The following is a 23,165-nucleotide window of genomic DNA, read 5'->3' as shown; positions in this document are numbered from 1 at the left end:
ACGCCATGGCGGACCTCGCCATAGTGTTCCACTGGGCACCACAGGCCATGGACGGCCTCACTCTCACAGAACTGATGGAATGGCGCGAGCGCGCCCGCGTACGGAGTCAACCGGATGGCCGCTGATCGTCTGCAACTCAAGGTCATCCTGTCTACGCTCGACAAGGCCACCGGCCCGCTGCGCAAAATCCAGGGCGGCGGCGTCGGTGCCGCCCGCGCACTGAAAGAAACCCGCGACCGCCTCAAAGAGCTCAACGCCCAGCAGCGCGATGTCAGCGCCTGGCGCACCCAGCGTGCGGCCGCCGAGCAGTCGCAAAAATCCCTGGAGGCAGCCCGCCAACGTGTGGCCGCCCTCAGTCGGCAAATCACCGCCAGCGGGGCACCTACTCGACAGATGACGCGCGATATGCGCAGCGCCATCCGCGAGGCCACCCAGCTCAAGCAGCAGCACGCCCAGCAGCAACAGCAGCTCCAGGGGCTGCGCAACCGCCTCACCGCCGCCGGCATCAGCACCCGCAACCTGGGTGCCGGCGAACGCGCCTTGCGCGAGCAGATCGGTGCCGCCAATGCTGCCCTGCAACAGCAGGAAAACCGCCTCAAGCGCATCACTTTGCAGCAGCAGCGGCTGGCCAAGGCCAAACAGCAATTCGCCCGCACCCAGCAGCTCGGCGCCAGCATGGCGGGTACAGGTGCAGGCTCCCTGGCCACCGCCTACGGTATGGGCCGCCCGTTGCTGGCCACCCTCGGCAAGGGCGTCGAGTTTGATACCACCATGGCCCGCGTGCAGGCGCTCACCCGCCTCGACAAAGGGGCGGACGAACTCGCCATGCTGCGCAAACAGGCCCGCGAGCTGGGCGCCACCACCCTGTTCACCAGCACCCAGGTGGCAGAGGGGCAAGCATTCCTCGGCATGGCCGGCTTTGACCCGGAGAAGATCAAGGCCGCCATGCCCGGCATTCTGGACATGGCCAAGGCCGGCAACATGGACCTGGGGGAAACCGCCGATATCGGCTCCAACATTCTCACCGGCATGAACCTCAAGGCCGACCAGATGGCCAGGGTGGCCGACGTAATCACAGCCGCATTTACCCGCTCAAACACCAGCATCAGTACCCTGGGCGAAACGATGAAGTACGCCGCCCCGGGCGCGGCACAGTTTGGCGTTGACCTGGAAACCACTGCCGCTATGGCCGCGAAGCTGGGCGATGCAGGCATTCAGGGAAGCATGGGCGGTACCGGTATCCGCCGCATAATCGGCCGCCTCGCTGCGCCCAACAAAGCAGCACGGGAAGCGCTACTGAAGCTTGGCGCTACAGATGACGAACTATCAGAGCTCGGCGCTGCCAACAAAGCAGTCAAGAAACTCGGCATCAATGTCATGGACGCCAAAGGCAACATGCGCGATATGCCGACCATCCTGAAAGAGATTTACGACCGCTCCCGCAAGATGGGCGACATCGAGCGCGGCAGCCTCTGGAAGGCCATCGCCGGCGAAACCGGCTCCAACGCCATGGGCATCCTCGTCGACCAGGCCGGTGAAGGTAAGCTGCAAGAGCTGATCGAGACGCTGCGCAACAGCCAGGGCGAAGCGCGCCAGGTAGCCGCCACCATGGCCGACAACTTCGCCGGCGACTGGGACCAACTCACATCCGCCTGGGCAGACGTGGGTATCTCCCTGTTCGAAGGGCAGAACACTGCCCTGCGCGACCTGACGCAGAGCATCACAGGCGTTATTCGCACCATTGGCGAATGGATCAATGAAAACCCCGTGCTGGCCGGGCAAATCATAAAAACCATCGCCGGCATCACCCTGCTCATCGCCACCATGGGCGGCATCACCCTGGCCATCGCCAGCGTGCTCGGCCCCTTCGCCATGGTCCGCTACGGCATGATGCTGTTCGGCCTCAAAAGCCTGGGCCTGATCACCTCGCTCAAGGGCGTTGGCGCTGCCCTGCTCTGGGTCGGCAAAGCCGTGCTGTGGATCGGCCGTGCGCTCATGATGAACCCCATCGGCCTGGCCATCACCGCCATCGCCCTGGCGGCCTACCTCATCTACCAGAACTGGGAGCCCATCAAGGCGTTTTTCGTCGGCCTGTGGGCCGAGATAACCGAAAACCTCAACGGCGGCATAGGGGGCTGGACGCGCCTGATTCTGGACTTCTCCCCCCTCGGCCTGTTCTACCGCGCCTTCGCCGGCGTCATGAACTACTTCGGCTTCGAGATGCCCGGCAAATTCTCCGAATTCGGCAGCATGCTCATGCAGGGCCTGGTAACCGGCATCACCAACGGCCTGGGCGCGGTGAAAGAAGCCATCACCGGCGCCGGCGGCCAGGCCATCGACTGGTTTAAAGAGAAACTCGGCATCCACAGCCCGTCCCGCGTGTTCGCCAGCCTCGGCGGCTTCACCATGGCGGGCCTCACCCAGGGCCTGGCCGGCGGCGAAGGGGACGTGCTCACCCAGCTCGCCAGCACCGTCAAGCGCGTGACCGATGCCGGCGCCGACATGCTCGGCCTGGGCGGCAACGGCATCAGCTTTGACGGGCGCCCGCCGCTGGCCGCTGGCGGCATGGGCGGCAGCGCTATGCCCCCCGCCCCCATCACCATTCACGTTTACGCGGCGCCGGGCATGGACGCCGCCGCCATCGCGGCAGAAGTGCAACGCCAACTCGCCGCCGCCCAACGCCAGCAGCAGGCGCGCAACCGTGGCCGCCTGGCCGACTCGGAGTAATTCAGCATGATGATGGCCCTCGGCATGTTCGTGTTCAGCCTGCCCACCCTCGCCTACCAAGAGCTGCAACGCTCGACAACCTGGCGCCACGCCAGCAGCAGCCGCGTGGGCACCAACCCGGCGCGCCAGTTCGTGGGCCGGGGCGACGACAGCCTCACCCTACCTGGCATCATCCTGCCCGAGCTGGCCGGCAGCGCCCTCAGCCTGGACGCCTTGCGCTTCATGGCAGACACCGGCAAGGCCTGGCCGCTGATCGAGGGCACCGGGCGCATCATGGGCATCTGGGTAATCGAAGACATCAGCGAAACCCGTACGCTGTTTTTCCCTGACGGCGCAGCGCGGCGCATCGAATTCACCATCCGCCTCACCCGTATCGACGACGGCAAGCTCGACATGCTCGGCGCCGCCATCGGTGCAGCCGGCAACATCCTGCGGAGGCTGTTTTGATCACCGAGGCCCTGTCCGCCGTAACCGGCACGCTCACCAAAATCGGCAAAAGCCTGCTTGGCGACAACGACTACCCCGCGCCGATATTCCGGCTCATCGTCGATGGCAAAGACATCGCGCAGATCATCAGCCCGCTGGAAATCAAACCGCCGCTACAAGTGCCGCGCCTCATCAGCCTCAGCCTCACCGACAATCGCGGCATCGAGGCCGACACCCTGGAGGTGGAACTGAGCGACCACGACGGCCTGCTCAACATCCCGCCCAGGGGCGCCGAGCTGGAGCTATGGCTAGGCTGGAGTGACACCGGCCTGGTGGAAAAAGGCACGTTCACCGTCGACGAAACCGAGCACGCCGGCGCGCCCGACGTGCTCAGCATCCGCGCCCGCAGCGCGGACATGCGCAGCAAGCTCAAAACCAAGCGCGAATCGAGCTGGAGCAACACCACCATCAACGCGCTCATCTTCCACATCGCCGTGCGCAACGGCCTGGAGCCCGTTACCTCACCCAAATTCCATAACGTGCCCGTGCTGCAGCTCGATCAGGCCAACGAATCAGACGCCAACCTGCTAACGCGCCTGGGCGAAGAGTTCGACGCCGTGGCCACCGTCAAGGCCGGCAAGCTGCTGTTCATGCCCGTTGCAGGCGGCAAAACCGCAAGTGGCGCCCCCCTGCCCCATATCACCCTTACCAGAGCAGACGGCGACAGCCACCGCTACCTGCAGGCCGACCGCGACAGCTACGACGGCGTGCGCGCCTACTTCTACGACATCAACAGCGCCAAAAAGCAGGAAGCCATTGCCGGCGGTGGGGACAACCTCAAGGACCTGCGCCACACTTACAGCGACCAGGCCAGCGCCCTGCGCGCCGCCCGTGCCGAGTGGAACCGCCTGCAACGCGGCAGCGCCACCCTCAGCTACCAACTGGCCAAGGGCAGGCCAGACCTGATACCTGAGCTCACTTACACCCTGGCCGGAGTCAAAACGGAGATAGACGCCATCATCTGGCACGGCGGCAACGTGCAACACAGCCTCACCGCAGACGGCGGCTACACCACCAGCCTGGAGCTGGAAAGCCAGCTGCCCGAAGACACCGTCGACGAACTGTACGAAGACAACGGCGGCAACTACACCGGCATCATTGCCTACTACCGCGATAAGCAGTCCGGTACCGAAAAAACCCTCACCGCCGGCGACCAGACCAAACCCCGCCGCTTGCGCTTTCTCTACAGCGACAAGGCCAGCGCCAAGCGGGCCGTGGACCGGGAATGGGCGAAGATGCAGGCGCCCCAAATTACAGGTTCGAGGTTCGCTGGCTAAACGCGGTTTGATTTGAAGCGCAATAAAAAGCCCCGCACTAGCGGGGCTTCTTTTTTGGCCGTATCGCAACAGGTGGCCATCGCCTCGATCGCTCTTCCTATAAGTACATGATGACCGTTCGTCGGGTATGATCATGCCGCCATTGACGGTGCACCATAGGTGCACCTATTATTCACATCAACGGGACGCGCAAAGCGAACCGCCACTGAAGAAGCCGGCACTACCGCACGGCACGCACAGAGGGAAACACCATGAACAACGACATTACCTACACCATCGTTCTCGCCTTCGACGCCGCCGGCACTGACGAAGCAACCGCAGAATACTGCGCATGGTTGAACGAACAAGGTCATGAAGCCCGCGTTGGCAACACCACCGTAACCACCATCGACGGTGTATCCACCAGCGGCGAAGCCAATGAATTGGGCAACCAACTCTGGGACGACTTCTGCAACAGCTACTAATCACCCAGCCCTGGCCAAGCGCCGGGGCTTCTTATTTCTGGAGAACACCATGGCCAAGAAAGCCGGCATTCACATCGGCCCACAGCTCGAAGCCGCCATCGGCGCCACGGGCGACGAAACGGGCATCACCACCAGCAAGCGCGTAAACGTAATCGGCGACCGCTACGCCGAGATCCTGCGCCGTGAGCGCGTAGAAAAACTATTCAGCGATGCAGAGTGGAACGCCCTGCGCGACATGCTCAACGGCACCCTCAGCGAGCCCGCTGAGGTCATCCGTGGCAGCCTGAACATGGGCTGGGAGGACAGCATCGAGGACGGCATCGCCGAAAAATGGGACGTAGACCCCCGCGCCATGCAGCAGAAGCTGGCGGCGCTGAACTACGTGCAAGAGGTGGCCATCATCGAGGCCGTCGAAACCTGGTGGCGGGGGCAGGCGCGTGGCTGATCCCAGCGTGCTGCCGCGCTGGCTCAACCTGGCCCAGCTCACTACTGACCCCGAGCAACTGGCCGGTATTGATCAGTTTGCCCTGCTCAACGGCCTCAGGGAGTGGTCACAGCTCTACCTCGGCCAGCACCTCACAAACGATATCGTGGCTGAACTAGCCCTGGTACCACGCAACACCGTAGAGGCCTGGCGCACCCGCCCAGACGGTGGCTCTCACCGGGAAATGCCCGTGCATCGCCGCCTGTTGCTCGTCTATCGCTTGCGTGAGCAATTCACAGTCCGGCGTAAAAAATGGACTCCCGAGGAGAAGGCCTACATACGCAACAACTACCCCGCCACATCCATCGAGCAACTGGCCTGCGAACTCGGCAGAACAGCCCTGGCAGTCCTCATGCAACTGAGTGCACTGGGTGCAACGAATGACAAGCGCATACCGTTTTCAGACGACGAACTGGCTTACATCCGTACCCACGCCGCCACACAAACGGCTGCGCAAATTGCCGAGCATTTGCAGCGCCACCCTTACTCGATACGGGCCAAAATAAGAAAGCTCGGCATTGACACGAAGGGCCACAAGCGAAGCCGATTCACCAGCGCCGAGGTCGAGTTCATCCGCAGCAATGCCAGCACGATGACAGCCCGCGAAATCGCCACAAGCCTACGGCGTGATCCCTCAACAATCAGGCATAAAGTGCTTGAACTGGGACTAGAGTTGAAACGCAAAAACAAGCGCCGACAGCGGCTAGAGACGCCGAACGAAAAAGCCCCGCACTAGCGGGGCTTCTTTTTCAGGCTGTATCGCAACAGGTGGCCATCGCCTCGATCGCTCGGCCTATGAATGCCTGGTCATCAGCGCCAAGGCGCCGGTAGAACATCAACAGCCGCCGTTCGGCTGGGGTTATCGACTCTATCGAGGGCTTTACAACCGGCTCCGCAGGTTGATTGCTGGCAGGCCCAAGAACATCAGTTTTCATCTGCATACTCCGTTAATGGCAGTGAACTGCCAGCATCTGCAAGATGCCGGCCTCGCTGCCACTCAACGTGGTGCAGTTACTCTCTGCTACCGCAGAGCCGGAATCGTCCAGTACATAGACGATAATCTCTGGAGCGAATCATCCTTGATAATCAGTGCCTCCCAGCGCACTCCGGCTACATCGGCCCGGTCAAACTGGATCTTCAAGAACTGTTTCTCGTCTTTGGCCCAAGCGAGGAAAAATCGATCGATACCCGGATAGCGCTCCAAAAGTACGGGCATAAGACGCTTTGTAGTCAGCAGGTGGTAATCACGGGTGACATTGGTGGTCTCAAATACAACAGCAAGGTACTTGGTGCTATCAACCGTATAGGCGCTGGCTGGTGCTGTTCTAGCGACAACCTCAACAACCTCGCCTAGTGTGTTTGCACGCGCCAGCTTATCCGCCTGGCTCTCTCCCTCAGTGCAACCGGACATTGCGCCGACCAACGCTATGACGAAGAGCAGCCCGCCGACTAAAATTCCTTTGCGTGCCGCCCAAAAATTCCCTGCAAAACCTTCCATCGTGAGCATCCCCTGCTAATCCATTCAATTCGCAACTGCGCGACTTACTTCTTTACCTCATAACGCCCAGCCATTTCGGCTAGGGCAGTAATCATCCTCGCCGCACCTGCCCGATCTTCATCAGGCAACCGGCGGTAGCGCTCAACAAGTTCAACCTCTCCGCCACTGAAACTATTGCTTGGTTCCGGCGTGCGCCGGCCAGTCACGACATACAACACATCTACACCCATCACATCAGCTGCAGCCAGGTACGTGGCATCTGGGCTTCGCTCGCCCTTCTCGTAGTTGTACTGGGTGTTTTTCGACGCCCCAGCTTGGGCCGCGAACTCTGTCTGGTTCAGCCCTAGCCGCTCACGTTCCTCTTTCAGGCGCTCGCCTATTCCCACAAATGTCTCCATATAGCGTTGACATTCCCACGAATGAGGGAAATACTTCGCCTGTATTCACGCTAAATCACACGAATTTGAACTATGGCCGACACCTACGCCCCCGAGCAAGCCTGCCAAGCCGCACGTGAACGCCTGGAACGCCAAGGCATCACTGTCCGCGCATTCGCCGCGCAGCACGAAATCCATGAGTCCACCGTCTACGCCGTCCTCAACGGCCAGAAGAAGTGCCTACGCGGTGAAGCCCACCGCGCCGCCGTACTTCTCGGCATCAAGGAAGGCACGGTCGCACAGTAGTGCGCCTGGTCCAGGGGAGAAACGAGAAGATGAAGCGCCCAATTCTAGAAACCCGCCGCCAGGTCATGAGTGCCGTGGTATCCGCCTTTCCCGGGGGCCGGGAATGCGCCGCCGCCCGCCTCGGCCTGCCAGTGAAGAAGCTGGATAACCACCTCTACGAAAACGCCGGCAGCCAGCCCCTGAGCGATGCCCAGTTGCAGCAGCTGGAACACCAGGCCGGCACCACCCACCTACCCGATTACATTTGCGCGCTGTACGGCGGTGTTTTCGTCCAACTGCCCGACGCGGGCGAGCTGGACAACATCGACCTGTTCGAACGCAGCCTCCATACCGCCACCAAGCGCGGCAAGGTCGATTCGCTGCTGGTCCGCTTCCTTGAGGACGGCCAGCTCGACGACAAGGAAATCAAGCGCATCCTCGCCGCCCACCGCAAGCACATTGCGGCCCGCCATGCCGAGGTGTTCGCCGTTATCACCCTGCACAGGAGGCCTACCGAATGAGCGCCAGTGCCGGCGGCGGTTACCGCTGCATTTGCCCGGCCTGCGGCGCTGCCATGCGCATCCGCAACAGCCAGGCGCAAACCCCGGTGTTCAAAACCATGTACGCGCAGTGCATGAACGTGGCCTGCGGCGCGACGTATGTCGGCAGCCTGGGCTGGGAATACGCCCTGAGCCCATCCGGCCTGGACGCCCCCCGCGTGGTACTGCCCCTGGCGCCCTCGGCCCAGCGCATGCAGGCCCTGCGCGATAACCGCAAACCCACCGCCCAGCTCGACATGCTCGACCCCGTGGAGGCCAACGCATGAACACCCAGCCCGCTCCCCTCGCTACTGATGAGTACCGCGCCAGCATGCAAGCCGCCGCTCTGGGCTTTTTGCAGCGCCACCAGGCCGAACACCTGGCCGACGACGGCGCCCTGTTCGACCGCGCCGTTAACTACCTGGTGCAGGCCATGGACGTGCCCCTGTTTATGGCGCCGCGCCTGGTGCACTTGGCCATGACCGAGCTGGTACCGGTGGTGATCGGCATAGACCGCGCCACCGGGCCAGACGCCACCGTTATCACCCATGTTCACCAGGGCATGCCCTGCAAGGCGTTCGCGGTGCCGCGCCGCATTTTGCCGACTCGCTTCCAACCCCACTAACCCAACCCCACGCCCTGCCCATGCCGTGGGTTTGGGGAAGTTGCGCCCGGAGGATGCCATGCCCAACGCCATCACCTTCCAGCTCGAAATGCCAACGCCCGTTGCACAGGCCTGGCTGGCAGACCTGCGTAGCGAGCTGCGACGGGGGCTGACAGAGCACTGGTACGACGACGCCTACCGCACCGTGCCCGCCGGCCTGCGCAGCGCTCGCATTCTCGACGATTACCCGGCCCTCGCCGGCCACAAACGCACCATCGGCGCGCTGAAAGCCGCTCTCAACGCTGCCCAGTAAGGACTGCACCATGCCAACGCCCAACCACCCCGCCCTGCCCCTGTGCAGCCAGTTCGCGGCACATCCCGACCGCTATATTTTCGCCGGCAACATGCAAACCATCCTGTACGACCAGCCGGCAGACCTACGCCAGGCCGAAGTTCGCCACTTGACTGGAATGCTGGCCGCATACCTTGAAGCTGACGTTATCAACTGCGAGCAGCACAGCGCGCTGCGTCATGAGCTATATGAATTCGCCTACGGTGCCAAAGCATGAGCACCATGCGCGAATCCCTGCGAGCGGACATTCTCCAGCGCCTGGAGAACGATTACGGCCTCAAGCGCGCCGGTCGCACCAAGTACATGCGCAAGGGCAAATGCCCGGCGTGCGGCAAGCTGGAGATGTACACCTTCTTCGACAGCCCGTGGATGCTGCATTGCGGGCGCGGCAAATGCGGGGCGCAGTACCACGTCAAAGACCTGTACAGCGACCTGTTCAACGACTGGAGCGAGCGCGTACCGGCCACCGCCGAGCAACCTACGGCCACGGCGCGGGCCTATCTGGAATTCTCCCGTGGCTTCCGCCTTGAGCTGATTGAGGGCTGGTTTAGCCAAGAAACCTTCTGGAGCCGCGACGCCAACGCCGGCAGCGCCACAGTGCGCTTCCCGCTGGCCAAGGGCGGTTACTGGGAGCGGCTGATCGACCGCCCCGAGCGTTTCGGCAAGCAGAAAGCACGCTTCGCCCCTGGCGAGAGTTACCGGGGCGTATGGTGGTGCCCGCCCTCGGTGGACCTGCAGGAAGTAAGCGAGCTGTACATCGTGGAAGGCATCTTCGACGCCATCGCCCTGCTGCACCACGACATGCCCGCCGTCTCGATGATGTCCGCCGCACCCTTCCCGGAAGAATCCCTGCGCGAGCTGGTCAAGGCCCGTACCGCCGCAGAATTGCCCCTGCCCAAACTCATCTGGGCGCTGGATAACGAGCCCTACGCCCGTGCCTGCATTCGCAAGTGGGTGCCCCAGGCCCGCGCCCTGGGCTTTACCTGCATCGCGGTGCAGATCCCGCAGCACGGCAAAAAGCTGGACTGGAATGACCTGCACCAGCGCTGGGCCTTTATCGACGACGACGAGCAGCGCGCCGAGCGCATCGACAAAGACATTGACGCCGCCCGCTACCAGGGCGCCCTGCTCATCGCCGAAAGCGCCTCGGAAAAGGCCCTGATCATGTACCAGCGCAGCGAGCGCAGTGAGTTCCACTTCGGCTACGACAACCGCCTGTATTGGTGGGCGCTGGACCTCGACAAATACAACAAGGCCATGCAGACCCTGGAGAGCAGCGACGAACCCGAGGCCAAGCAACTCACCAACAAGCAAATGCGCGAAAAGGCCCTGCGCCTGAGCGGCTGCGTGGTGGAAATCGCCAACTGCTACCCCGAGGCCCTGTACTACCAGCGCAACGAAGTGACGGACGAGTCTTGGTACTACCTGCGTGTGGACTTCCCCCACGGCGCGCCCAGCGTCAAAAACACTTTCACCTCTACCCAGCTTGCTGCTGCCAGCGAATTCAAAAAACGCCTGCTCGGCATGGCCGCAGGCGCCATGTTCACCGGCACGGGCCAGCAACTGGACAAGATCATGAAAGACCAGCTCTACGGCATCAAAACCGTCGATACCATCGACTATGTGGGCTACAGCAAGGAATACGGCACGTATGTGTTCGGCGACGTAGCCGTGCGCGACGGCGTGGTGATCGAGGCCAACGTCGAGGACTACTTCGAGTTCGACAAGCTGCGCCTCAAGACCCTGCAAAAGGGCGTACCTATCCGCATCGAGCGCAGCGGCAAGGGCTATAACACCGACTGGCTCAACCTGCTGTGGATGTGCTTTGGCGCCCAGGGCGTGGTGGCGCTGACGTTCTTTTTCGGCTCCCTGTTCTGCGAGCAGATCCGCGCCCGCTGGCAGTCGTTTCCGTTCCTCGAAGCCACGGGCGAGGCCGGCGCCGGTAAAACCACCCTGCTCAATCTGCTGTGGAAACTGCTGGGCCGCGAGGGTTACGAGGGCTTCGACCCGATGAAGTCCACCAAAGCCGGGCGTTCCCGCCTCATGGGTCAGGTCTCCGGCATGCCGGTGGTCTATCTGGAGGCAGACCGCCACAGCGAGGACAAAGCCCACGCCAAAACCTTCGAGTGGGACGAGCTGAAAGACTTCTACGGCGGCGGCACGCTGGCCACCAAAGGCGTGAAAACGGCGGGTAACGAGACCTACGAGCCACCCTTCCGGGGCACCATCGCCATCAGCCAGAACGCCGCGGTGGTCGCGCATGAGGCCATCATGACGCGCATCTGCAAGCTGCACTTTGTACGCCCCACCGTTACACCGGAAAGCCGCGCAGCGGCAGACCAGCTCAACGCCCTGGACGGCACCACCCTCAGCCACTTCCTGCTGCTGGCCGTGCGCCAGGAAGCGGCTGTGCTGGATCTGTTCAACCAGCGCTTCCCAGAGCACGAAGCCCGCCTGCGCCGCCTGCACACCCATTGCGTGGCGTGCGGCACCGCCTACCCGGACGATAAAAGCCCCTGCGGCTGTGGCAACGCCCTGCGCGGCTACATCCGCGTTGAGCGCATCAACAAGAACCACGCCCAGCTGCTGGCCCTGCTCGACTGCCTGCGCCTGCTGCTGCCCATCACCGACGCCCAGGTCAGCGCCACGCAACGGCAAATCATCGCCATGGCGATCGAGCGGCAGAGCTCAATCAGCGCAGACCACCCCGCCGTGGCCGAGTTCTGGGAGGTGTTCGACTACCTCGAAGGGCTGGACGCCGAAGGCCCGGTGGTCAACCACAGCAACAACCCGGAAACCGGTGAAATCGCCATCAACCTCAACGAATTCTACGAGCGCGCCAACGAGCACAAGCAAAAGCTGGCCGACATCGCCGTGCTGCGCAACCTGCTGCCCGAAAGCCGTACCCGCAAGCTGGTGGCCAGCAACCGCGCCGTGTGCAGCGCGGTGCGCAAGCACCAGGCCAAGCGCTCAAACCTCACCGTCTACAAGTCACCTACCGTCAAGTGCTGGGTGTTCAAGGCCAGCTAACCCGCCCAGGCGCTGCAACGCCCAGGCACAACCCCAAAGGAGAAACACCATGCAACCCACCCTCACCGACCACCTGAAAGCCCTGGCCAGCAACGGCCTCACGCTGGCGGTAATCGCCATCGGCGGCTACCTCACCCCCGACCTGATCACCGCCCTTATCCACTGACCAACCCGCCCAGGTGCTGCAACACCTGGGCAACCAAAGGAGAAACACCATGCAAACCAAACCGTTCAACATCAACCAGACCATGCGCGACAAAGTAGCCAATCAGCTGATGCTGCAGGCCATTGCTCAACACGGGGAGCGCATCGCGTTGGACCTCGCAGCGTTCAATAAACAGTTCTGGGCTGCGCACCGCTCGAAGGTCGAGGCCCTGCCAGGGCTGGATAAAAAACACTGGGCAAGCCTGATTCAGGCCGGCGCCGTAACGGCAACTTCGACTGTGCGCCCCGAATACATGAAGCCCCGCGAGGGCGAGCAGCCGCGCAAATGCGAGCTGGTAGGCATCTACGATGAATACGACAACGAAATGCGAAACCACCGCGTCACCACGATGCTGGCCTCGGAGGCATTCGCCGGTGTGGTCCGGTACCTGAAACATAGCCGCTACAGCCCAGCGGGCTGGGTCATCAATCTGGTCAGCACCTCCGGTTCAGTCCCCCGCCTCCACGGCATGGAACTCATCACTGATCCAGGCATGGAAACGCTGGGGCTGATGATCTGCGCCGACATTACCGCCGTAATGGAGGCCGGCCTGGCGTTCCGCCAGCAAGCCATGGACGTGCTGCTGGCCTGCCGCACCTCCCGCCAAGTCGAAGACCTCTTCCCCGAAGCCGCCAAGCTGCTGCCGCAGCCGGTCAAAAACGATAAGGCCGTCGCCCCCACCGAACTGGCCGCCAGCGTGCGCAGCATGCTCAGCAAGGGCGTGCCACCCGTAACGGCACAGGTGTGAGGTGGAAGCCATGAGCAAAGACCTCACCTGCAGAGTCACCGAGCGTGGTTTTCCGATCATCACCTTCCGCGATGAATACGACGAAATCTGCTCTCTCCAGATCAGCAGCCTGATGGGCGAACAGGTGTTTTGCTGGTTGGGGGTCACCAACCCCACCATTCAGTTCATGAATCAAGGCAAGGGCTGGCAGCCAGTGCAACTGCCAGCGGGGACCGTCATCAGCAGCCGCATGCACCTCAGCCAGGAACAGGTGCGCCAACTGCTGCCACACCTGCAGGCCTTCGCAGAGTCGGGTGAGTTTGCGTTTGACCCGCTGAGCACCTGACCGACAACCCAACCGCTCTGGTGCGCTGCAACGCACCAGGGCAACCCAACGGAGAAACACCATGCACCCCATCCACACCAACCACCGCTGGCCGCTGCTGGCCATGGTCGCCGCCCTCGCCGGCGTCACGGCCACGTCGGTGGCCATGGCCATGGCTGCCCTGATCGAAGCGCCCGTGCTGACTGCCCTGTTCGCCACCGCTGCTGTGGTGCTGGATCTGTTCAAGTACGCGGCCTGGCCGCTGGCCCTCGGCCTGCTGGCCGTGCGCCGCACCCTCTGCGCGCTGCTGATGATGGCCAGCGCTCTGGCCTTGGGCGGCGTTTCTGGCTGGGCCAGTTACGACCGCCTCATGACCTCGATCGTCACAAGCCGCGCCGAGTACCAGGCGCAACACCAACAACGCCAGGCCGACCTGCTGCAACTGCGCCAGGCCGACGCAACGCGCATCGAGCAGCTCGACGCCGAGGCCATAGCCGTGCGCCGCCAGGGCGATGCCCTGCGCGAACGCGGCATGGTCAGCCGCGCCCTGGAGCTGGAAAGCGCCGCCCTGGCCCGCATCGACACCGAGCGCGACCGCGCCCAGGTGCGCCGTGATACCGCCTCGCAGGAACTGACCGCCCTGCTCAGCCTGCCGGCCAAAGCCACAGGCCTGCCCATGCAACTGGCCACCCTGCTGTGCCTGGGTTTTGCCGTGGCACTGGAGGTTGTACCCGCCCTGATCCTCTCCGCCCTTCGGCCCGTACCCGTTACCGGGAACAGCACCGCACCCGTAACAGCACGTCAGGAACAGGCCGGGGAACAGCCACAGGAACACCCGGAAACAACGCCGGAAACGGCAACAGGCGAAGGCCTGCCAGCCGCGCTGCTGCAACTCATAGCCGGCACGGAACAAGGAACCAAGGTGGCAGTAAGACAGGTAGCGAAGGAACTACGAATAGGCAGCGACAAGGCCACCAAGCTGATGCAGAAGGCCACCGAGCGCGGCCTCCTGAGCAAGACAGCCGCCGGTTACGTGGCGGCATAAAAAGAGGCCCCGGCGGGCTGCAACCCACCGAGGCCGTACCAACCCCAAAGGAGAAACACCATGCAAGCGAAACCCCAAGAGACCGGCGAAGTGAAGACTACCACTTTCGCGGGCAACTCCCGAAGCGCCGACAAATTCGTGCTCCGTATGCCCGATGGCATGCGCAGCCGTATCGAACACCTGGCCGCCGCCAGCCATCGAAGCATGAACAGCGAAATCATCGTGCGGCTGGAACGGTCCTTCATCACCACCGACCTCATTGCAGAGCAGCGCATGGTGATTGATGCCCTGAAAGCGCAAGTCAGCGCCCTGAGCGAGGCGCTGGAAGATATCGTCCAGCAGTATCCGAACCCTGATATTTCTCACGTCGATTACCGTGTGCATGCCTGCAAGCACGCCGAAGCGGCCCTCACCGCCTGCCGCACCGCGCAAGGCGGTGCAGCATGAAAAACGAGCTCATCACCCTGCAGCAGGCCAACGACCTCATGGCCGAGCTGGAAGCCCAGGACCAGCCGTTCCACGAACTGACCGAGCCAGCCGGTTATACCTGGCTGCTCGACCGCCTCCGAGCCATTGGCCGCACGGATACCTCGTCGGTGGTGTTCCTGCTCGGCGCCGACGCCACACACTTCCAGCAGCTCAAGCGCATCCGCCGCAACAAGGGCGCCGCCCTGGGCGACATGACCGTCTACGCCGTGGAGGTGCCCAGTGAGCAATAAGATCGGCGCCGACCAACTGAGCGAGAAGGTACAAGCCAAACTGCGCAAACTCCAGGCGCTGGCAGAGCGCGGCGAAGGAGGCGAGAAGGTCAACGCCCAGCGAATGCTGGAGAAGCTGCTCGCGCGCCACGGCATCACCGTGGATGACCTGGCCGAAGAGAGTCGCGAGATTCGCTGGTTTCCGGTGGGCAACATGTTCGATAGAAAGCTCGCCGCGCAGATCATGGCGAAGATCGGCAACACCAACGACCCAGGCATCTACAAGAACAAGCGGCGCCCGAAGCATGTAGGGGTAGAGACAACTCCGGCAGAAGCCATCGAGTTCGAACTCCACTACGACACCCTGCGTAAAGCGCTGGCCGAACACTTCAGCGCCGCATTCTCAGCGTTCATCCAGGCCAACCGCGTGTTCTCATCCCTGCCAGACGACGAACTACCGAAAGAATTGAGCGAGCGCGACCTTCGCGTTATGGCGATGGCAGCTGTGGTACCTGTCACGCCAATCAATCCTCGCCTGGAGCACACCGAGGAGGTGCCCCATGCGTGAGCGCCCACCACTGGCAAGCCACCGCCTGGACCTGCCCAGCATCTGCGACATCTGCCTTAAGGCCCGCTCGACACGCAAGCACGCCAAGTGCAGCCGCATCCGCCAGCAGCTCAAGCAGGCCGAATGGGCGGCAGTGCAGGCCGAAAAAGCCGCAGCCAAACAAGCCCGGAGGCCTCGCTATGCGCGCTAAACATCACCCCAAAGAGCGACCAATCCTGTTCAGCGGTGCCATGGTTCGCGCCATCCTCAGTGGCCATAAACAGGTCACGCGCAGGGTCGTAAATAGCGACTGGATTCAGTCTGAGCGACTCCCACTCGAAACAAGCACAGGCATTTTCCATTTTTGGTGCAGCGGGGAGCATGCGTGCCCATATGGCATCCCCGGCGACCGGCTGTGGGTGCGCGAAAGCCTTCGCTTCGATCCAGAGTACGGCCACCACTACGCCGCCGGCGGAAGACACGGCGAAACCGTTTACTTGTGCTCGCTGTTCGACGACGAAGATAAGCAAGCAGGCCCCAGTTATGACGGTCTGCTGCCTGAACGCTCGGTACCCAGCATTCACCTGCACCGCCGCTATAGCCGCATCCTGCTGGAAATCTCTGCCGTGCGCGTCGAGCGCCTGCAGGACATCAGCGAACAGCAGGCGCTGGCCGAGGGCGTGGCAAGCTGCGCGCAAGACCTCGACCCGGACGGCAACGGCTATTCCCCTAGCGAGCTCTTCTCGATCCTGTGGTCATCGATCAACGGTACGGACAGCTGGAACGCTAACCCTTTGGTATGGGTAGTCGAGTTCAAGTGCGTGGAGGTGGCCCATGTCTGACCTCTTCTACCTGCAGGACAGCCGCAGCAACACCGGCAGCCGGGCGATGTTCTGGCGCGACGGTGGTGGCTACACCTCCAACCTGGACGAAGCCGAGCAGTTCACCCGAGCTGCTGCGGTCAAACAGTACGAATGCCGCGAAACCGACCTGCCCTGGCCAGTCGACTACGTCCGCGCCCTGGCCGAGGTCGGCGTCGATCATCAGTACCTGGAGCTCACCCCAGAACAGGCGCTGGCAGCGGCGCCGGCTGGTGACTGCATCTACGTTGCTTACAAGGGCGACTGGGACGGCAATTGCCTGATATGGCTTCGTGCCCCCGGAGCGACTTCAAATCTGGCAGACGCCAGCACCTGGAGCCTTGCGCATGCCCCATTCTTTGCCCAGCAGGGTGACGTACCCTGGCCGAAAAGCTACATCGACCAGCACAGCAGGCCGGTGGTGCGAGCCTACAAGCTCGATCACAAGAAAGCGCTCCGCGCGGTCGGCCTCAAGCTGCCCAAGCTCCAGCGCCAGAAGGCCCGCCGCGAGACCCACCGCTGTGGCAGCGGCTACGGCGGCTGCGGCCGCTTCCTGCGCCCAGCGGACTACTACTCCAGTTGCCCGCACTGCGGTACGGGGAATGCGCCATGAGCATCACAGCCCCCGTTATCCGCTATCACGGCGGCAAGTTTCGGCTTGCCCCGTGGGTCATCGAACACTTCCCGCCCCACCAGGTGTATATCGAGCCGTTCGGCGGCGCCGCTGGCGTGCTGATGCAGAAGCCGCGGAGCCATGGCGAGGTTTACAACGACCTGGACGGCGATATCGTCAATCTTTTCCGCGTGCTGCAGGACGCAGCACAGCGCGAACAGTTAGCCGAACTGCTGGTGCTCACCCCATACGCCCGCGACGAGTTCGAACAGGCATGGATCTACACCGACGAGCCGATCGAGAGAGCGAGGCGCACAGTGATACGCGCACAAATGGGCTTCGGCAGCTCTGGCGCGACCAAGGCCACCACCGGTCTGAGAGTCGACCCATACCGCAAGTACGGTACCGCGCCGCAATTGTGGTCACGCTTCCCCGATAACCTCGCTGCTTTCGGCCAGCGGCTGCAGGGCGTGCTGATCGAGAACAGGCCGGGCCTTGAAGTAATACGCCAGCATGATTCGGCATCAGCGCTGCACTACATCGACCCGCCATACATGCACGAAACCCGCGTTCACGGTGCTCAGAAAGGCCGCTACTACCGCCACGAAATGGACGACCAGGAGCATGGCGAGCTACTCGACACGCTGAAATTGCTCGACGGGATGGTGATTGTCAGCGGCTACCCTTGCGAGCTGTATGACAAGGCTCTCAAGGGCTGGTCGGTCAACACCACAACCGCAAGAATCGCGGCCTTTCGAGGCACAGCGGCGCGCACCGAATGCCTCTGGCTCAACCCCGCCTGCATGGAAGCGCTGGCGCGGCGTGGCTTGCCGCTGGAGGTGACGGTATGAGCCGACACGTCATCATTGCCGGCCGGCGCGGTGGCAAGCGCCTGTGGCCGCTGTTCTGCTACGCCAGGGAACACGGCTGGCAGATCTCCAAAACCAACGGTGGCCACCTGCGCCTAACAAAGCCAGGCCGGCCTATCGTCCACACCAGCAGCACGCCGAGCGATTGGCGGGCCGTTCGCAACGCTGTGTCCATGCTGGCCAGGGCAGACGGTTATTGCGTGGTGGAGACGGAGCATGCAGTCGTCGAGGTAGCGCATGGCTGAGCTGACAAGAAACTGACCGCCCAAATTCTTGGCCCCTCTGCGGGCCAAGTTTTTTTATGGCCCATACACTGGGCCTTTCGCATTGTGTGGGGACGCAAATGGCAAAGGGTGTAGAGGTGCGCGGCAACCGCGTACGCGTGTATTTCCGTTATCAGGGTGAGCTGTGCCGCGAGCCGTTCAACGGCGACGCCACGCCCGATAACATCGCCCAGGCAGAGCGCCTGGTCGGCATGATCGAGTACGAAATCAAGGCGGGCACCTTCTCCTATGCCCGCCACTTCCCTAAGTCGCCGAAGGTGCAGACCAACACCCTCGGCCACTACATCGACCTCTGGCTTGAAATCAAACGCAACGAGCTAGCGCCGTCCGGTTTCCGCACTTACAAGAGCAAGGCCGAGACACACATCCGCCCGCGCTGGGGCGATCAGCAGGCGGACGCCATCGACCACCTGCACCTCAAGGAGTGGGTGCATAAGACGCTGATGCCCAGCCTGCATAACCGCACGGTACGCGAAGTAATCAGCCTGCTGAAACAGATATTCACCCTGTACCGAGCGCGCAACCGCTCGGCGCACGACCCGACCGAAGGCATCACCATCCGTCAGCCCGACCCGGACGAGGTTGATCCATTCACCCGCGAGGAAATCGACACCATCCTCAGCACGCCCACCGACAAGATCCAAGAGCTACACCTCGCCCAGTTCATGTTGTGGACGGGGCCACGGGTATCGGAGGCCATCGCCCTGGCCTGGGAGGATGTCGACCTCAAGGCCGGCACGGTGAAGTTCCGCCGCAGCCAGGTGCGCGGCGTCTACAAGGTGACCAAGACTCGGCGATCTGCCCGCGAGGTGCGCCTGCTCAAACCAGCCCTGCAGGCGCTACACGCCCAGGCGATCCATACGCAGAAGGCCAAGCCAGTGGAAGTCGAGGTGCTCGATCGCGACAACAAGACGCGCAAGCGGCAGACGCTGCATTTCGTGTTCCACTGCACGACCACCGGCGCGGCGCACAGCAGTTCGGACATGCTGCTCAAGGGATTCTGGCGCCCGCACCTGGAAGCGGCCGAGGTGCGCTACCGGGGGCCGAACAACTGCCGCCACACCTACGCCAGCCAACTGCTGACTACCGGCGCGGTAACGCTGCAATGGCTTAAGGATCAGATGGGGCACATGACCATCGCCATGCTGGAACGCCATTACGGCAAGTACATCAGCAAGGACGGCCCGGACATGATCCCAATTCTTGAACACGCGCTAAGGCTCTGAATCCAGGCCCCCAGAAACGACAAAAGGCAGCCTTATCAGGCTGCCTTTTTCGTTGCCTCATTCCCAAAGTATTCCCAAAACACTCCCATACAGAGAGCCGATTTAGAAAAAACCTTTAGTAACAAGGCCTTACATGGTGCGGACGGAGAGACTCGAACTCTCACACCTTGCGGCGCCAGAACCTAAATCTGGTGTGTCTACCAATTTCACCACGTCCGCGTGGTCAATCCTGAAACAAAAACGCCAGGCCTAAGCCTGGCGTTTTCTCGAATATGGGGTGGACGATGGGAATCGAACCCACGACACCAGGAGCCACAATCCTGTGCTCTACCAACTGAGCTACGCCCACCATATTGCGATGCTTGCGCCTGGATGCCAGATGGCACGCCCGGCAGGACTCGAACCTGCGACCATCCGCTTAGAAGGCGGATGCTCTATCCAGCTGAGCTACGGGCGCTTATACATCTGCAATCGCAGATTTAAAGCTTTGGCTTGGCATGACTCAAGAGTCCTGCCTTGCCATCTTACCCAGCGACTGGCTGTGCTCGACAAGCGGGGCGAATCTTATATAGGCGTTCACCAAGCGTCAACAGGAAAAATCAAAAAAATTCAGCGAGATAAAGGAGTTACAGGAAATTCGCGGCCCCTCGCCTTTGCCCGACCGCCCCGTCGTGCGAGAATGGCCGCCCTTTTTCAATCCTTTTCGATGGTTAACCACGCGTCATGACCGCACAACTGATCGACGGCAAAGCCATAGCTGCCAACCTGCGCCAGCAAATCGCCCAACGTGTTGCAGAGCGACGCCAGCAAGGTCTGCGTGCGCCAGGCCTGGCGGTAATCCTGGTCGGTAGCGACCCGGCCTCCCAAGTCTATGTTTCGCACAAGCGCAAAGACTGCGAGGAAGTCGGCTTCGTTTCCGTTGCCCACGACATGCCTGCTAACACGACGCAAGGCGCCCTGCTGGCGTTGATCGATCAATTGAATCGTGACAACGCCATCGACGGGATTCTCGTGCAACTGCCACTGCCCGATCACCTCGATGCGTCGCAACTGCTGGAGCGTATCAATCCGGACAAGGATGTGGATGGCTTCCACCCTTACAACGTGGGCCGCCTGGTCCAGCGTATTCCGCTGCTACGCTCCTGCACCCCGAAAGGCATCATGACCTTGCTGGAAAGCACCGGGGTCGACTTGCATGGGCTAAATGCCGTTATCGTCGGCGCTTCCAACATCGTTGGGCGCCCGATGGCTATGGAGCTGTTGCTGGCCGGCTGCACCGTGACGGTGACTCACCGCTTTACCAAAGACCTGCCCGGCCATCTGGCCAACGCAGACCTGGTTGTCGTGGCAGCCGGCAAGCCTGGGCTGGTCAAGGGCGAGTGGATCAAGCAAGGGGCCATCGTCATCGACGTCGGTATCAATCGCCAGGACGACGGCAAGCTGGTTGGTGATGTCGAATTCGACGCTGCCGCCGAGCGCGCCGACTGGATCACACCGGTACCCGGTGGCGTCGGCCCCATGACACGCGCCTGCCTGCTGGAAAACACCCTGTACGCAGCGGAACACCTGCACGTGTAGCACCCGTGGACGCAACAAAAACGGCGCCGCAGGGCGCCGTTTTTATTTCACTGGCAGAAGCCCTATCACCGGCATCAAACCTCAGCCTCATCAGCCACAGGCAACACCGGGGAGAAAATATAAGAGGCCAGAAGCTCCGCAGCCATCGGCCGCGCAAACAGATACCCCTGCCCTTGCACGCACCCCAGCCCGATCAGAAGCTGGCGCGTCGCCTCATCTTCCACACCTTCGGCGGTCGTCAGAAGTTGCAAGCTTTTGGCCATTTGGATGATGGCTGTGACAATAGCCTGCCCCTGCGTATTGCCCTGCAACTGACGCACGAAGGACTGGTCGATCTTCAGCTTGTCCACCTGGAAGCGCTGCAGATAGGAAAGATTGGAATAACCGGTGCCGAAATCGTCAATCGACAACTTCACACCCAGCCCCTTGAGCCGTTGCAGCACCCCGATAAAGGCATCGGAATCCTGCAGTAGGATGGTCTCGGTCAGCTCCAGCTCCAGACAACCAGGCGGCAGGCCAAAACGCGTCAACGCAGAGCGAACCAATACTTCCAGATTGCCCCGTCGGAACTGCACGGCTGACAGGTTCACCGACACCACAAAACGCGGCAACCCTGCGGCCTGCCAGACCATCATCTGCCGGCATGCCTCGTTGATCACCCACTCGCCAATCTCCACGATCAACCCGGACTGCTCTGCTGCTGCAATAAAGCGATCTGGATAAATCAGACCTTCCTGCGGGTGCTGCCAGCGAATCAATGCCTCAACTGCCAGCAGACCGCCGCTGTTCAGGTCGACAATCGGTTGGTAGTGCAGCACAAACTCGTTGCGATTCAACGCTTCACGCAATCCCAACTCCAGGCTTAGGCGCTCACGGTTGGCGGCATGGGTCTGCGCATCGAAAAAGCGAAAGCCATTTCGCCCCGCCGCCTTGGCCTGATACATGGCCATGTCAGCATGGGTCAGCAGCGTATCGAAATCGTCGCCATCTTCCGGGAACAGGGCAATACCGATGGAGATGGAGGTCACGATCTGCATGCCCTTGAGCGTGAAGGGCTGGGCCAGGCGCTGCTGAATCTGCGTCGCGACGGCGGATACGGCCGCCAGATCATGCACGTCCGCCAAGGCGACGAGAAACTCATCGCCACCCTGCCGGCTGATGGTGTCCTCGTCGCTTACCGCCTGTTCCAAGCGCAGCGCGACCTCCTGCAACAACTCGTCACCGGCCGCATGCCCAAGGGAGTCATTGATCGTCTTGAAATTATCGAGATCGAGAAACAGCAACGCGACACGCCGCTGATAGCGCCGGGCCTGCCCAATGGCCTGCTCGGTACGGTCACTGATCAACAGGCGGTTTGGCAGATTGGTCAGGGCATCATGCTGGGTCAGGTGCGTGACACTGGCCTCGGAGTTTTCCACCTGTACGACCGCTTGCTGCAGACGCTGCAGCGTACGTCGCAGGTCATTGGACAACAGCCACACAGCCACCGCACAGACCAGCAGAATACTGCTGACATTGGCCAAGCGCCCCAGCCCCATCGGTAACGGTTCGAAGGTCTGCAGCCCACTCAGCCCGGCGTAGGTCAGAAATGCCACCACCGCCAGCATGCTCACCAGCAGCCCGATGAACATACGCAGTGATGCCACCATTCCAGCCACGATGAGAATGCCAGGATAGGCCAGCAAGGCAGCGCTATAGAGGCCCTGGCTGAACCACAGGGACACACTCACCAGCACCATGATCGAGCTGAGCACCAGCGCTACCGACAGCTCGATACGCCCCCTCTGATTCAGGTAGCGCCCAGCCAGCGTAAACAGCAGCGCGAGCGCTACCAATCCCGTGTTCAACCAATCCTGCGCCAGCACCGTTTCTGCACCGATACAAAGCAGTATCACGCACAGCACATTGGCGATCTGCAGCAATCGCTGCGCCGGCATATCACGATCCAGGGACGTGTTGATCCCATCCTGATGCTGCGGAAACTGCACACGCGCCATAACGACTTTACTTCCATGAGGCGACAACTGCGGCAGGCCATTATCCGGCCGAAAGGCCGAAAGCTAAC

General features: G+C 62.0%; 30 protein-coding genes and 3 tRNA genes. 27 read left to right on the top strand and 6 right to left on the bottom strand.

Features of this window, described 5'->3' with window-relative positions; translation table 11 throughout:
* Positions 1 to 5 precede the first annotated feature (5 nt).
* The 7 genes from ACWPW0_RS09530 (at position 6) to ACWPW0_RS09500 (ending at position 6,174) form a co-directional block, all read left to right on the top strand.
* Positions 6 to 125, top strand: a complete 120-nt coding sequence (locus ACWPW0_RS09530; protein WP_454255174.1) for a GpE family phage tail protein — start codon at positions 6 to 8, stop codon at positions 123 to 125.
* Positions 115 to 2,727 (top strand): phage tail tape measure protein, encoded by a 2,613-nt coding sequence (locus ACWPW0_RS09525; protein ID WP_454255173.1) that lies wholly within the window; start codon positions 115 to 117, stop codon positions 2,725 to 2,727. The genes ACWPW0_RS09530 and ACWPW0_RS09525 overlap by 11 nt, the downstream gene beginning before the upstream one ends.
* A 6-nt stretch (positions 2,728 to 2,733) precedes the next feature.
* Positions 2,734 to 3,174 carry a phage tail protein gene (locus tag ACWPW0_RS09520; RefSeq protein ID WP_454255172.1) on the top strand — a complete coding sequence of 147 codons (441 nt, stop codon included), beginning with the start codon at positions 2,734 to 2,736 and terminating at the stop codon, positions 3,172 to 3,174.
* Positions 3,171 to 4,490: a phage late control D family protein gene (locus tag ACWPW0_RS09515; protein WP_454255171.1), complete on the top strand. Its 1,320-nt coding sequence runs from the start codon at positions 3,171 to 3,173 to the stop codon at positions 4,488 to 4,490. The genes ACWPW0_RS09520 and ACWPW0_RS09515 overlap by 4 nt, the downstream gene beginning before the upstream one ends.
* A gap of 251 nt (positions 4,491 to 4,741) precedes the next feature.
* Entirely contained in the window at positions 4,742 to 4,954 is a 213-nt protein-coding gene (locus ACWPW0_RS09510) for a hypothetical protein (protein WP_454255170.1), read from the top strand.
* 49 nt (positions 4,955 to 5,003) lie between these two features.
* Complete coding sequence (locus ACWPW0_RS09505; protein WP_454255169.1) at positions 5,004 to 5,399, top strand: hypothetical protein; 396 nt, start codon at positions 5,004 to 5,006, stop codon at positions 5,397 to 5,399.
* The gene (locus ACWPW0_RS09500) at positions 5,392 to 6,174 is read left to right on the top strand and encodes a hypothetical protein (protein ID WP_454255168.1); all 783 of its coding nucleotides are present in this window, start codon (positions 5,392 to 5,394) and stop codon (positions 6,172 to 6,174) included. Before ACWPW0_RS09505 ends, ACWPW0_RS09500 begins: the two co-directional genes overlap by 8 nt.
* Before the next feature lie 285 nt (positions 6,175 to 6,459).
* Here the strand turns inward: ACWPW0_RS09500 and ACWPW0_RS09495 are convergent, their stop codons facing one another.
* A complete protein-coding gene (locus ACWPW0_RS09495; protein ID WP_454255167.1) occupies positions 6,460 to 6,945 on the bottom strand; it encodes a hypothetical protein in 486 nt (161 codons plus the stop codon).
* Between the two features lie 35 nt (positions 6,946 to 6,980).
* Complete coding sequence (locus ACWPW0_RS09490) at positions 6,981 to 7,334, bottom strand: helix-turn-helix domain-containing protein (protein ID WP_454255166.1); 354 nt, start codon at positions 7,332 to 7,334, stop codon at positions 6,981 to 6,983.
* Positions 7,335 to 7,406: 72 nt separating this feature from the next.
* Here ACWPW0_RS09490 and ACWPW0_RS09485 point away from each other — a divergent pair, with 72 nt between their 5' ends.
* From ACWPW0_RS09485 to ACWPW0_RS09395, 19 genes are all read left to right on the top strand, one after another.
* Positions 7,407 to 7,619 carry a DNA-binding protein gene (locus ACWPW0_RS09485; RefSeq protein ID WP_454255165.1) on the top strand — a complete coding sequence of 71 codons (213 nt, stop codon included), beginning with the start codon at positions 7,407 to 7,409 and terminating at the stop codon, positions 7,617 to 7,619.
* A 29-nt stretch (positions 7,620 to 7,648) separates the two neighbouring features.
* Positions 7,649 to 8,119: a YmfL family putative regulatory protein gene (locus tag ACWPW0_RS09480; RefSeq protein WP_454255164.1), complete on the top strand. Its 471-nt coding sequence runs from the start codon at positions 7,649 to 7,651 to the stop codon at positions 8,117 to 8,119.
* Positions 8,116 to 8,424, top strand: a complete 309-nt coding sequence (locus ACWPW0_RS09475; protein WP_454255163.1) for an ogr/Delta-like zinc finger family protein — start codon at positions 8,116 to 8,118, stop codon at positions 8,422 to 8,424. Before ACWPW0_RS09480 ends, ACWPW0_RS09475 begins: the two co-directional genes overlap by 4 nt.
* Entirely contained in the window at positions 8,421 to 8,762 is a 342-nt protein-coding gene (locus ACWPW0_RS09470) for a hypothetical protein (protein WP_454255162.1), read from the top strand. Before ACWPW0_RS09475 ends, ACWPW0_RS09470 begins: the two co-directional genes overlap by 4 nt.
* 58 nt (positions 8,763 to 8,820) lie before the next feature.
* Entirely contained in the window at positions 8,821 to 9,054 is a 234-nt protein-coding gene (locus ACWPW0_RS09465; protein ID WP_454255161.1) for a hypothetical protein, read from the top strand.
* 10 nt (positions 9,055 to 9,064) lie between these two features.
* A complete protein-coding gene (locus ACWPW0_RS09460) occupies positions 9,065 to 9,310 on the top strand; it encodes a hypothetical protein (RefSeq protein WP_454255160.1) in 246 nt (81 codons plus the stop codon).
* 5 nt (positions 9,311 to 9,315) lie between these two features.
* The gene (locus ACWPW0_RS09455) at positions 9,316 to 12,123 is read left to right on the top strand and encodes a toprim domain-containing protein (RefSeq protein WP_454256720.1); all 2,808 of its coding nucleotides are present in this window, start codon (positions 9,316 to 9,318) and stop codon (positions 12,121 to 12,123) included.
* 215 nt (positions 12,124 to 12,338) lie between these two features.
* Entirely contained in the window at positions 12,339 to 13,076 is a 738-nt protein-coding gene (locus ACWPW0_RS09450; RefSeq protein WP_454255159.1) for a hypothetical protein, read from the top strand.
* Positions 13,077 to 13,086: 10 nt separating this feature from the next.
* Positions 13,087 to 13,401, top strand: coding sequence for a hypothetical protein (locus tag ACWPW0_RS09445; RefSeq protein WP_454255158.1), 315 nt, complete (start codon positions 13,087 to 13,089; stop codon positions 13,399 to 13,401).
* Positions 13,402 to 13,462: 61 nt separating this feature from the next.
* Complete coding sequence (locus ACWPW0_RS09440) at positions 13,463 to 14,425, top strand: hypothetical protein (RefSeq protein WP_454255157.1); 963 nt, start codon at positions 13,463 to 13,465, stop codon at positions 14,423 to 14,425.
* Positions 14,426 to 14,485: 60 nt separating this feature from the next.
* Complete coding sequence (locus ACWPW0_RS09435; protein WP_454255156.1) at positions 14,486 to 14,872, top strand: Arc family DNA-binding protein; 387 nt, start codon at positions 14,486 to 14,488, stop codon at positions 14,870 to 14,872.
* On the top strand, positions 14,869 to 15,144 hold the full coding sequence (locus ACWPW0_RS09430; RefSeq protein ID WP_454255155.1) for a hypothetical protein: 276 nt from the start codon (positions 14,869 to 14,871) through the stop codon (positions 15,142 to 15,144). Before ACWPW0_RS09435 ends, ACWPW0_RS09430 begins: the two co-directional genes overlap by 4 nt.
* Entirely contained in the window at positions 15,134 to 15,691 is a 558-nt protein-coding gene (locus ACWPW0_RS09425) for a DUF2786 domain-containing protein (RefSeq protein ID WP_454255154.1), read from the top strand. The genes ACWPW0_RS09430 and ACWPW0_RS09425 overlap by 11 nt, the downstream gene beginning before the upstream one ends.
* The gene (locus ACWPW0_RS09420) at positions 15,684 to 15,881 is read left to right on the top strand and encodes a hypothetical protein (protein ID WP_454255153.1); all 198 of its coding nucleotides are present in this window, start codon (positions 15,684 to 15,686) and stop codon (positions 15,879 to 15,881) included. Before ACWPW0_RS09425 ends, ACWPW0_RS09420 begins: the two co-directional genes overlap by 8 nt.
* Positions 15,871 to 16,512 (top strand): hypothetical protein, encoded by a 642-nt coding sequence (locus tag ACWPW0_RS09415; RefSeq protein WP_454255152.1) that lies wholly within the window; start codon positions 15,871 to 15,873, stop codon positions 16,510 to 16,512. Before ACWPW0_RS09420 ends, ACWPW0_RS09415 begins: the two co-directional genes overlap by 11 nt.
* Complete coding sequence (locus ACWPW0_RS09410; protein WP_454255151.1) at positions 16,505 to 17,143, top strand: hypothetical protein; 639 nt, start codon at positions 16,505 to 16,507, stop codon at positions 17,141 to 17,143. Before ACWPW0_RS09415 ends, ACWPW0_RS09410 begins: the two co-directional genes overlap by 8 nt.
* Positions 17,140 to 17,994, top strand: a complete 855-nt coding sequence (locus tag ACWPW0_RS09405; protein ID WP_454255150.1) for a DNA adenine methylase — start codon at positions 17,140 to 17,142, stop codon at positions 17,992 to 17,994. The genes ACWPW0_RS09410 and ACWPW0_RS09405 overlap by 4 nt, the downstream gene beginning before the upstream one ends.
* Positions 17,991 to 18,257 carry a type II toxin-antitoxin system HicA family toxin gene (locus ACWPW0_RS09400; RefSeq protein WP_454255149.1) on the top strand — a complete coding sequence of 89 codons (267 nt, stop codon included), beginning with the start codon at positions 17,991 to 17,993 and terminating at the stop codon, positions 18,255 to 18,257. Before ACWPW0_RS09405 ends, ACWPW0_RS09400 begins: the two co-directional genes overlap by 4 nt.
* A gap of 98 nt (positions 18,258 to 18,355) precedes the next feature.
* Positions 18,356 to 19,522: an Arm DNA-binding domain-containing protein gene (locus tag ACWPW0_RS09395; protein ID WP_454255148.1), complete on the top strand. Its 1,167-nt coding sequence runs from the start codon at positions 18,356 to 18,358 to the stop codon at positions 19,520 to 19,522.
* Positions 19,523 to 19,656: 134 nt separating this feature from the next.
* On the opposite strand, the gene ACWPW0_RS09390 is transcribed toward ACWPW0_RS09395, so the two are convergent.
* The 3 genes from ACWPW0_RS09390 to ACWPW0_RS09380 all read right to left on the bottom strand — a co-directional run bounded on the left by ACWPW0_RS09390 (position 19,657) and on the right by ACWPW0_RS09380 (position 19,979).
* A tRNA-Leu gene (locus ACWPW0_RS09390) sits at positions 19,657 to 19,741 on the bottom strand.
* A 54-nt stretch (positions 19,742 to 19,795) separates the two neighbouring features.
* Positions 19,796 to 19,871, bottom strand: a tRNA-His gene (locus ACWPW0_RS09385).
* 31 nt (positions 19,872 to 19,902) lie between these two features.
* A tRNA-Arg gene (locus tag ACWPW0_RS09380) sits at positions 19,903 to 19,979 on the bottom strand.
* 266 nt (positions 19,980 to 20,245) lie between these two features.
* Here ACWPW0_RS09380 and folD point away from each other — a divergent pair.
* Positions 20,246 to 21,100: a bifunctional methylenetetrahydrofolate dehydrogenase/methenyltetrahydrofolate cyclohydrolase FolD gene (gene folD / locus ACWPW0_RS09375; RefSeq protein ID WP_454255147.1), complete on the top strand. Its 855-nt coding sequence runs from the start codon at positions 20,246 to 20,248 to the stop codon at positions 21,098 to 21,100.
* Between the two features lie 74 nt (positions 21,101 to 21,174).
* Here the strand turns inward: folD and ACWPW0_RS09370 are convergent, their stop codons facing one another.
* Positions 21,175 to 23,097, bottom strand: coding sequence for a putative bifunctional diguanylate cyclase/phosphodiesterase (locus ACWPW0_RS09370; RefSeq protein WP_447722260.1), 1,923 nt, complete (start codon positions 23,095 to 23,097; stop codon positions 21,175 to 21,177).
* Between the last annotated feature and the right edge of the window lie 68 nt (positions 23,098 to 23,165).

This window comes from Pseudomonas sp. Marseille-Q8238 (assembly GCF_965111915.1).
This window is presented reverse-complemented; position numbering and strand designations above follow the sequence as displayed.